Here is a 9,771-nt window from a genome sequence, read left to right on the forward strand (position 1 = left end):
AGTAGCAGAGAGTAGGACAAACTCCATCGGCAACGGGTTTGAACGTCGCGAATTGCGATGGTCCGAAGGGCAAACGGCAGGAAAGCCGTTTATGAGCTGCTAAGTTTGATATTTAAGTTTTATGTCGTAACAGCGATATAAATCAAAGAGAATTCGGTGGTGCGGTAGTTCAGTTGGTTAGAATACCGGCCTGTCACGCCGGGGGTCGCGGGTTCGAGTCCCGTCCGCACCGCCACCTTAATTTGCAGAGAAACCCTGAGAGAAATTTCAGGGTTTTTTGCTGTTTATGAGTATTAAAATCAATAACTACCTTATTCTATTTGATAGAATTGGATAGTTTTTATAGTTATTCTGCATTTAAGAGGTTTTTTACGTGGTAAAAAAAACCTATGCGATAAGATATGTTGCTGGACAACCTGTTGAACGTGTCTTTCCTATGTCGACTCATCAGCTTGGGAATATATTACCTGTAGGTACTCCTTTGACCACTGGTACAAATGAGCTTAGGGTTGTTGTATGGAATATCTATAAACAGCAGCGTCCTTCATGGAGAAAGGTTCTGAAAGAGCTGACTAACGAAAGCCAGTTGATTTTATTACAAGAAGCGCAGACAACCCCTGATTTAGTTGAATTTGCTACCTCAAATTACCTAATATCTGATCAAGTTCCTGCATTTCTATTACCACAACACCCCTCTGGTGTAATGACGTTAGCAACTTCTCATCCTGTCTATTGCTGCCCACTGAGAGAGAAAGAGCCCCTTTTACGTTTATCTAAATCCGCTCTCATCACTGTTTATCTTTTACAGGATAATCGTCAGTTAATGGTTATTAATGTGCATGCGATAAATTTCAGTTTTGGTGTGGATGTGTATAGCCGCCAGTTGAATAACATTGGTGCTCATGTTCGTTTACATAACGGCCCAGTCATTATGGCTGGTGACTTTAATGCATGGAGTAAGCAACGATTAAATGCTTTAAAACGTTTTACCAGATATTTACACCTTGAAGAAGTATCTTTTACTGATGACTATCGAACAATCGCGTTTGGCAGACCTTTAGATTTTATTTTTTTCCGAGAGTTGAATATAGCTAATGCTACTGTGATACTTACTGATGCCTCCGATCATAATCCTCTTGTTGTGAATTTTTATTAATTCTTTATTATAAGAATATATCCTTCTATTTTTCAATGAATTAAATTCTTATTTAATTCATTGAAAAAACATGACCTTATAGCTTAAAAATATTATATCATTCTTACTTCGTTGTAACTTTTTATTATATGTTTCGACGGGTTTATATTATTAAAAATAAAATTTATTTATATTGAGATAATATATAAATTATTTTAATTAATATGTTGAAATTATATTAAGATAAATATTAAATATATTTCATTTGGATAATTAAAATAAATGCCAGATTAATCTGGCATTTATGAAGGAAAATTATTTTTTTATCTGATGGATTTGAGAAATATTTTTCTTTTTGCTAAAGAAATAGGTGATTGATAATAAGATTACCCATGTGATTCCCACAATTAATGCAATGCGGGTTTTTTCGAAATAGCCCAGTAATACAATAACAAATATCATAAAGATAATGGTTAATGCAGGTGCTATTGGCCACATAGGAACGGGGAATTTCAGGGCCTTAACTTCTTCTTTGCTCATTTTGCGACGCATAGCAACCTGAGAAAGTAGGATCATTAACCATACCCATACAGTAGCAAATGTTGCGATAGAGGCAATGATAATGAAAATTTCTTCCGGAATCATATAGTTGAGTATAACCCCAATTAATAGAACTGCTGACATAACGATTACAGTCATCCAGGGTACGCCATTACGGCTCAGCTTGGTGAATGATTTAGGCGCTTGTCCTTCTTGGGCCATGCCGTACATCATACGGCCAGCACCAAAAATATCGCTATTGATTGCTGAAACTGCGGCAGTAATCACTACGATATTGAGAATGTTAGCAGCAGAATTGATACCCAAGCTAGAAAAAATCTGTACGAATGGGCTACCTTCTTGACCGATCTGATTCCACGGATAGATACACATTAAAATAAACAGAGTCAGTACATAGAACAGCAGAATACGGAAAGGGACAGCATTGATTGCTTTTGGAATCGTTTTCTCGGGGTTTTTTGCCTCACTGGCAGTGATACCAATGACTTCAATACCACCAAAAGCAAACATCACAATGGCGAGTGAAGCTATCACGCCACTGATGCCATTAGGCATAAAACCGCCATATTCCCACAAACTGGCAATACCGGTTGCATGATCTGTTTCTTGACCGAATCCATAAACCATGATGGTCATACCACCGATAATCATAGCGATAATTGCGGTGACTTTCACAATAGAAAGCCAGAATTCCATTTCACCGAAAATCTTCACATGACAAAGATTAATTGCGCCAATAAAGCAGACAATGCTTAGTACCCAGATCCACTGTTCCACATGAGGGAACCAGAGCTTCATATAAAAACCAAATGCAGTAACGTCAGCCAGGCAGACGATCAGCATTTCGAATATATAATTCCATCCGGTTAGAAATCCGGCTAAAGGTCCGAGGTAATGGCTGGCATAGTGTGAAAAAGAACCGGCTACTGGATGGTGAACAGCCATTTCACCTAATGCACGCATCACCATAAATACGGCAGCACCGCCGATTAAATAGGCGAGTAATACGGCGGGACCAGCTTGCTGAATAGCAGCTGCGGAGCCATAGAACAGCCCTGTGCCTATTGCGGAACCTAATGCCATAAAGCGGATGTGCCGCCCGGTTAGACCCCGTTTCAGCTGAGTTTCATTATTCTGCATTATTTATTCCTGTCACTTTCTCAGTGCTAGATATATTTTAAGCACACAATGCCTCGACAAGTCGCATGTTAGCTAAGCGAAGCAAACCCCGTACCTTATCATAAAGATTGATGTTCGAGGGATAGATATCTGCAATAATGCGCCCTTGCTTAATGAAACCAGAGATTTTTATGTTTTACCCGATTAACGAAATATTCCAGACATTGCAGGGAGAAGGTTTTTTTACCGGAGTCCCGGCAATTTTTATTCGTCTACAAGGGTGTCCGGTTGGTTGTAGCTGGTGTGATACTAAGCACACTTGGGAGAAAGAAGCGGAAAAGCAACGGACATTGGAGACAATTTTGCTGAAGACGAGTGAAAGCAATGAATGGAGTGAAGCTTCGCCTAAGCAAATTGCGGCGCTGTTTGTTCAACAGAAATATACCGCACGTCACGTTGTTATTACTGGTGGTGAGCCTTGTCTTTATGATCTTATTCCTCTGACCGAAGAGTTAGAAAGCCTTGGCTACCAATGCCAGATAGAAACTAGTGGAACGTATCATGTTAAATGTTCTGTTGCTACTTGGGTGACAGTTTCACCAAAAGTTAATATGCGTGGTGGTTACCAGGTATTGCAGCAAGCTTTACAAAGGGCTAATGAAATAAAATATCCGGTTGCGAGGGAAAGAGATATTGAAGCATTGGATGGGTTATTGGCGACATTAGATGGCAACTCATCACGCATTATTGCACTGCAACCGATTAGCCAGAAAGAAGATGCTACCCGTTTATGTATTGAAACCTGTATTGCCCGTAATTGGCGGTTGTCTATGCAAACACATAAATATTTGAATATTGCCTGAGAAAAGCTTACTGCACTGGAGGTTTCCTGGTGCAGTAAGTTGTTTCATTTGCCGCGGAAAATACATCCCGCATTACAGGTTTCTTTCACCATAACGGCACTGAGTTGTGGAACTATTGGTTTAACTTTATGCCAAATCCAGGTTGCCAATACTTCGCTGGTTGGATTTTCCAGTCCAGGGATATCGTTCAGGTAATGGTGATCTAGCTGTTCCCAAACAGGTTTGAATAGGGCTTTTAAATCGGCAAAGTCCATAATCCAGCCACTATGAGGATCGACCTCCCCGGTAATTTCCAGTCGTACCATAAATGAGTGTCCATGCAGACGACCGCATTTATGGCCTTCTGGGACATGTGGCAGACGGTGGGCGGCTTCAAACTGAAAATCTTTAAAAATCGTTGTGCTCATAGTGGTTCTCCCTGACTTCAAAAAACCCGCTATTCTACCCGATCTTCTGAATTAAACCTGGTTTTTTCATTTTTTTGCCATTGCTCTTATTAACTGTTTTATAGATATATTAAATCTGTAAATATGGTTAGGCGTTTTGGTTATTTGATATTGCGATAGTTTCTTTAAATAGTAACAAGTCGCTGAGATAACCTTACAAACCATCCCTATTTATTTTATTTACTAAAAATAACGGACATTGGTAATCGTAAAGGGCAGCACAGGATAATGAGCATAAAACCACCTTCAATTTCACTTCTTCCGGTTTCACCTGAACAACTAGCGCGTTTGCAATCGGCAGTTGGGGATTTTTCACCGACTCAATTAGCCTGGCTGTCTGGTTATTTTTGGGGAATGGTGAATCACCAACCACAGGTTCAGGTTGTGGCTCCTGCGGTTCCGGCACAGGAGACGATTACATTAATTTCAGCTTCACAAACTGGTAATGCTCGTCGTTTAGCTGAGCAGCTCCGTGATGATTTGTTGGCAGAGAAACTCAATGTCAATTTGTTCAATGCCAGTGATTATAAATTCAAACAAATTGCTCAAGAGAAAGTACTGATAATTATTGCTTCTACTCAAGGTGAAGGAGAACCTGCCGAGGAAGCGGTTGCATTGTATAAATATCTCTATTCTAAAAAGGCGCCGAAGCTGGATGATACGGTATTTGCGGTTTTTGGTCTGGGTGATACCTCTTATGAACGCTTCTGCCAGGCTGGAAAAGATTTCGATAATCGTTTGAATGAATTAGGTGCTCAACAACTTCTGGAGCGTGTGGATGGTGATGTGGAATATCAACAGGTTGCGGCTCAGTGGCGTAAACAATTAACTGAGATCTTGAAACAGCGTGTTCCGGCTGAGACAGGGACTGTGATTACTACTGCACAGAATGGATCGGTAAATGAAATTTTCTCAACTTCTTATACTAAACAGGCGCCATTGACTGCGGCCTTAGCTACCCGTCAGAAAATAACGGGTCGTAGTTCTGATAAAGATGTTCGTCATATTGAAATTGATCTGGGTGATTCAGGTTTGCGTTATCAGCCAGGTGATGCTTTGGGTGTTTGGTTTGAAAATGATCCGGAGCTGGTGGATGAAGTGTTGAATTTGCTCTGGTTGCAGGGAACAGAACAAGTTGAGGTTAATGGTCAGAAATTGTCATTAAGAGAAGCGTTGATCAGCCATGTTGAGCTAACCCAAAATACCAGTGTGATTGTGGAAAAATACGCGGTTCTCGCGAAAGATGAAAAATTACTTTCTTTGATTGATGAAAAATTACTTTCTTTGATTGCTGATAAACAAGCATTACAGCAATACGCTCACAATAAACCGATCGCCGATATGATAAGAGAAGCGGCTTCTCAACCAGAGGCGCAGCAATTTATTGATTTGCTACGGCCTTTGACACCAAGACTCTATTCAATTTCTTCTTCTCAGGCAGAAGTAGAAAATGAAGTTCATCTTACAGTTGGTGTGGTTCGTTATGAAATTGATGGGCGAGCCCGCACCGGCGGTGCATCCGGCTATCTAGCAGATCGCTTACAGGAAAATGGCGATATTCGTATTTTTATTGAGCATAACGATAATTTTCGTCTGCCTGCTGATCCTCGCACGCCTGTCATCATGATTGGGCCGGGAACCGGAATTGCGCCATTTCGGGCGTTTATGCAGCAAAGAGAGGCCGATGGCGCGGAAGGGAAAAATTGGCTGTTCTTTGGTAATCCACATTTTACTGAAGATTTTCTCTATCAAGTGGAGTGGCAGCGTTATGTCAAAGATGGCCTGTTAACCCGTATTGATCTGGCATGGTCCCGTGATCAACAGCATAAAGTTTATGTTCAGGACAAGCTGCGTGAGCAAGGTGAAGAAGTATGGCGTTGGATAAAGGAAGGAGCACATCTGTACGTGTGTGGTGATGCAAACCGCATGGCGAAAGATGTGGAACATGCGTTGTTGGATATTATTGCTGAACATAGCGGTATGGATACCGAACAGGCAGATGAATTTTTAAGTGAACTGCGCCTTGAGCGCCGTTATCAGAGGGATGTGTACTAATGAATGATAAACAACATGGTCCTTTGATTGTCGAAGGTAAACTGGCTGACAGTGAGCGTATGAAGCAGGAGAGTAATTTCCTGCGAGGTACGATCAGTGAAGATTTAACTAATGGCTTGACGGGAGGTTTTGAAGGGGACAATTTCCTGTTGATTCGTTTTCATGGCATGTATCAGCAGGATGATCGTGATATCCGTGCTGAACGCACAGAGCAAAAACTGGAGCCACGTCATGCAATAATGTTGCGCTGTCGTCTGCCGGGTGGCGTGATTACGCCACAACAATGGTTGGGCATTGATAAGTTTGCTGAAGAGAATACCCTTTATGGCAGTATCCGGTTGACTAACCGCCAGACATTTCAATTTCATGGCATTCTAAAAGGGAATGTAAAACTTGCGCATCAATTGCTGAATCAAGTTGGACTGGATTCGCTCGCGACGGCGAATGACGTTAACCGCAATGTGCTTTGTACCTCGAATCCTATTCAATCAGAGCTACATCAGCAAGCTTACGAATGGGCGAAGAAAATCTCAGAACATTTACTGCCGCGTACCCGTGCTTATGCTGAACTCTGGTTGGATAAAGAAAAAGTCGCAACGACCGATGAAGAGCCGATTCTTGGCTCGACTTATTTGCCGCGTAAATTCAAAACCACGGTAGTTATTCCTCCACAGAATGATGTTGATCTGCATGCCAACGATCTGAATTTTATTGCCATTGCAGAAGGTAGCAAGCTGGTTGGTTTTAACGTGTTGGTGGGTGGTGGTTTGGCGATGACTCACGGTGATAAAAATACCTATCCACGTATGGCGAGTGAGTTTGGTTATATCCCGCTTGTACATACGCTGGCAATTGCGGAAGCTGTGGTGACAACTCAGCGTGATTGGGGTAACCGGACTGAGCGTAAAAATGCCAAAACCAAATATACGTTGGAGCGGGTTGGTGTTGATACTTTTAAAGAAGAGGTAGAGAGACGCGCTGGCGTGAAATTTGAGGCAATCCGACCTTATGAATTTACTGGTCGAGGTGATCAAATTGGCTGGCTGAAAGGCATCGATGATAAATGGCATTTGACGTTGTTTATTGAAAATGGTCGCCTTTTGGACTACCCCGGCAGGCGGCTGAAAAGTGGGGTTGCTGAAATTGCAAAAATACATAAAGGGGATTTTCGCCTGACGGCCAATCAGAACTTAATCATTGCTGGTATTCCTGAAAGTGATAAACAACGCATTGAAACTATCGCCCGTCAGCATGGGTTGATTGACGATAAAACCACAGTTCAGCGTGAAAACTCAATGGCTTGTGTTTCTTTCCCAACGTGTCCATTGGCAATGGCTGAGGCTGAACGTTTTTTACCGGAGTTTGTCACCCACGTTGAACAACTGATGAATAAACACGGTATTGGTGATGAACATATTGTTTTGCGGGTGACAGGTTGTCCGAATGGTTGCGGTAGAGCGATGTTGGCGGAGGTAGGGCTAGTTGGCAAAGCGCTTGATCGTTATAACCTTCATCTTGGCGGTAATCGAATTGGCACCCGTATTCCACGCATGTATAAAGAAAATATCAGCTCACAAGAGATTTTATCCATCATGGATGAACTCATTGGGCGTTGGGCGACGGGGAGGCAGCCAAATGAGGGTTTTGGTGATTTCCTGATCCGCACAGATATTATCAAACCGGTATTGGATTCAGCCCGCGATTTTTACGATTGGCAGGAGGCGGTATGAGTCAATTCAGTTTATCTCAATTTGTTAGCATGACTGCTGAACAGCAAGAGCAATCACTGGCTGAGATTAATCAGTGGCTTGAAATGATGGATGCTCACCAGAGGATAAACTGGGCATTAGAAAATTTGCCAGGGGAGTTTGTTCTTTCCTCCAGCTTTGGTATTCAGGCGGCGGTATGTCTTCATTTAGTGACACAAGAATATCCTGATATTCCGGTCATTCTTACTGATACGGGTTATCTATTCCCTGAAACTTATCAATTCATAGATAAACTCACAACGCAGTTGAAACTGAATTTGCAAGTATTCAGTGCTGACCATTCTCCGGCTTGGCAGGAAGCTCGATATGGGAAATTGTGGGAACAAGGCGTAGAGGGAATAGAGTGTTACAATCAGATTAATAAGGTTGAACCCATGAATCGGGCTTTGAAAAATCTGAGAGCACAAAGTTGGTTTGCTGGTTTACGCCGTCAGCAATCTGAAAGTCGATCAAAATTACCGGTTCTGGTTGTACAGCGGGGAATATTTAAGATTTTGCCGATTATCGACTGGGATAACCGACGTGTGCATCAATATCTGACAAAGCATGGCTTGGAATATCATCCATTATGGGAACAAGGTTATCTCTCTGTTGGTGACATCCATACAACCCAAAAATGGGAACCGGGCATGAGTGAAGAACAAACCCGTTTTTTTGGCTTGAAGCGAGAATGTGGGTTACATGAAAACTAAAAATCCGGTATTTCCTGAGTGGGAATAATGATAAAGCCCTCGCTGTGTTTTAGGGCGGGGGTGATGATTAATATAAATAGTCTGAAAGACAATTTAATCCTGATGTGTAATGGATTTTTACGCGTGTTTCATTCGCTCATTTAAAGTTTCAATGATGAACGCGTTCACCGAAATCTGATGCTCGGCTGCTGCACAATGTAATCGCTCCCCAAATGATTCGGGGTAGCGCAGAGTGAATGTTTTGATTTTTTCTTGCCTTGCATAAGGTTCAATACCTGATGCGTTGCAATCTTCAAGATATTCATGTAGAGATATTTCACCCTCATCTTACAATCCTTGAATACTATCAGAGACAAAATCACAATAACCAGACAGCCCTAAAAATTTACCCCTGAACATGCCGATTTCTGGCACGTAGCTAATAACAGCCTGTTGTCCAGCGACAACCATTGTATTTTGTACTTTCATCTTTATCCTCATGCAATCTAATGAAATGCTATTTTGGAGAGATCACCTATATTCCATTACAGAACAATTAATTCTTTTATTTTTTATTTAATTAATTGAATTAAAATGATTATTTTTGTTTTATGTCCCAAATTTGACCACACTTCGAGAAATAGCCCCGATTTTCGGGGCTTTTAATATCCAAATTCAGGTAAGATAAAAAGTTCACGGAAACCCGTTTTATGGGCTTCTACTACAAACAGAGGATAGATTTAATGAAAAAATATATCTGCACGCTATTTTTACTTGTACTTGCATCATTCAGCGTTTTTGCACAATCAACCAATTACTCAGTTTTACAAAAATCAATGCGGTCATGGCAACCACTATCAATCAGCGATAGCGGAGATGTCATTACACTAACGATGGATGAAGATCAGGTAACAAGCGACATTTATAAGGCAGTAATTAAGATGGGCGTATGCGCCCCGATCTGGCTGGGTGTCAAAAACTCATACCTAAAAAATACAAAAGAGATTCATGTACTGAACAGATATAACTATATTGGCTATGTTTTTGAAAATCCACGTTCATCATGTGATGAAGTCGGCAAAGCAACAGATGATAATGTTAGTCTTATCATTTTATCTCACACTCACGGTCACACTAATAGTTAATCTTAGT

8 protein-coding genes, 1 tRNA gene and 1 pseudogene are annotated in these 9,771 nt (G+C 41.3%); 7 read left to right on the top strand and 3 right to left on the bottom strand.

Going from position 1 to position 9,771, the window contains the following annotated elements; translation table 11 throughout:
- The first annotated feature begins 158 nt into the window (after window positions 1-158).
- Window positions 159-235: transfer RNA gene (locus LG003_RS21855), tRNA-Asp, on the top strand.
- A 138-nt stretch (window positions 236-373) separates the two neighbouring features.
- On the top strand, window positions 374-1,156 hold the full coding sequence (locus LG003_RS21860; RefSeq protein ID WP_262981631.1) for an endonuclease/exonuclease/phosphatase family protein: 783 nt from the start codon (window positions 374-376) through the stop codon (window positions 1,154-1,156).
- 294 nt (window positions 1,157-1,450) lie between these two features.
- Here LG003_RS21860 and LG003_RS21865 read toward each other — a convergent pair whose 3' ends face one another.
- Window positions 1,451-2,836 (bottom strand): amino acid permease, encoded by a 1,386-nt coding sequence (locus tag LG003_RS21865; RefSeq protein WP_112877134.1) that lies wholly within the window; start codon window positions 2,834-2,836, stop codon window positions 1,451-1,453.
- Between the two features lie 170 nt (window positions 2,837-3,006).
- On the opposite strand from LG003_RS21865, the gene queE reads away from it, so the two are divergent.
- Window positions 3,007-3,678, top strand: coding sequence for a 7-carboxy-7-deazaguanine synthase QueE (gene queE / locus LG003_RS21870; RefSeq protein WP_262981632.1), 672 nt, complete (start codon window positions 3,007-3,009; stop codon window positions 3,676-3,678).
- A 44-nt stretch (window positions 3,679-3,722) separates the two neighbouring features.
- Here queE and queD read toward each other — a convergent pair whose 3' ends face one another.
- Window positions 3,723-4,085 carry a 6-carboxytetrahydropterin synthase QueD gene (queD, locus tag LG003_RS21875; RefSeq protein ID WP_112877133.1) on the bottom strand — a complete coding sequence of 121 codons (363 nt, stop codon included), beginning with the start codon at window positions 4,083-4,085 and terminating at the stop codon, window positions 3,723-3,725.
- A 267-nt stretch (window positions 4,086-4,352) separates the two neighbouring features.
- On the opposite strand from queD, the gene cysJ reads away from it, so the two are divergent.
- From cysJ to LG003_RS21890, 3 genes are read left to right on the top strand one after another with little or no spacing between them, the layout of a single operon-like run.
- On the top strand, window positions 4,353-6,179 hold the full coding sequence (cysJ, locus tag LG003_RS21880) for an NADPH-dependent assimilatory sulfite reductase flavoprotein subunit (RefSeq protein ID WP_262981633.1): 1,827 nt from the start codon (window positions 4,353-4,355) through the stop codon (window positions 6,177-6,179).
- Window positions 6,179-7,909, top strand: coding sequence for an assimilatory sulfite reductase (NADPH) hemoprotein subunit (cysI, locus tag LG003_RS21885; protein WP_112877131.1), 1,731 nt, complete (start codon window positions 6,179-6,181; stop codon window positions 7,907-7,909). Before cysJ ends, cysI begins: the two co-directional genes overlap by 1 nt.
- Window positions 7,906-8,640 carry a phosphoadenylyl-sulfate reductase gene (locus LG003_RS21890; RefSeq protein ID WP_262981634.1) on the top strand — a complete coding sequence of 245 codons (735 nt, stop codon included), beginning with the start codon at window positions 7,906-7,908 and terminating at the stop codon, window positions 8,638-8,640. Before cysI ends, LG003_RS21890 begins: the two co-directional genes overlap by 4 nt.
- Before the next feature lie 117 nt (window positions 8,641-8,757).
- Here LG003_RS21890 and LG003_RS21895 read toward each other — a convergent pair.
- Window positions 8,758-9,120 (bottom strand): annotated as a pseudogene (locus tag LG003_RS21895) (type II toxin-antitoxin system HicB family antitoxin).
- Window positions 9,121-9,362: 242 nt separating this feature from the next.
- On the opposite strand from LG003_RS21895, the gene LG003_RS21900 reads away from it, so the two are divergent.
- Entirely contained in the window at window positions 9,363-9,764 is a 402-nt protein-coding gene (locus LG003_RS21900) for a hypothetical protein (protein WP_262981635.1), read from the top strand.
- Window positions 9,765-9,771 lie beyond the last annotated feature (7 nt).

This window comes from Photorhabdus kleinii (assembly GCF_025384885.1).
In the GTDB taxonomy this organism is placed as follows: Bacteria; Pseudomonadota; Gammaproteobacteria; order Enterobacterales; family Enterobacteriaceae; genus Photorhabdus; species Photorhabdus kayaii.

Bases quoted from the DNA above. Each gene is read 5' to 3' on its own strand.
- queD (WP_112877133.1), bottom strand. From the start codon at position 4,085: ATGAGCACAACGATTTTTAAAGATTTTCAGTTTGAAGCCGCCCACCGT.
- LG003_RS21865 (WP_112877134.1), bottom strand. From the start codon at position 2,836: ATGCAGAATAATGAAACTCAGCTGAAACGGGGTCTAACCGGGCGGCAC.
- LG003_RS21890 (WP_262981634.1), top strand. From the start codon at position 7,906: ATGAGTCAATTCAGTTTATCTCAATTTGTTAGCATGACTGCTGAACAG.
- cysJ (WP_262981633.1), top strand. From the start codon at position 4,353: ATGAGCATAAAACCACCTTCAATTTCACTTCTTCCGGTTTCACCTGAA.
- cysI (WP_112877131.1), top strand. From the start codon at position 6,179: ATGAATGATAAACAACATGGTCCTTTGATTGTCGAAGGTAAACTGGCT.
- queE (WP_262981632.1), top strand. From the start codon at position 3,007: ATGTTTTACCCGATTAACGAAATATTCCAGACATTGCAGGGAGAAGGT.
- LG003_RS21900 (WP_262981635.1), top strand. From the start codon at position 9,363: ATGAAAAAATATATCTGCACGCTATTTTTACTTGTACTTGCATCATTC.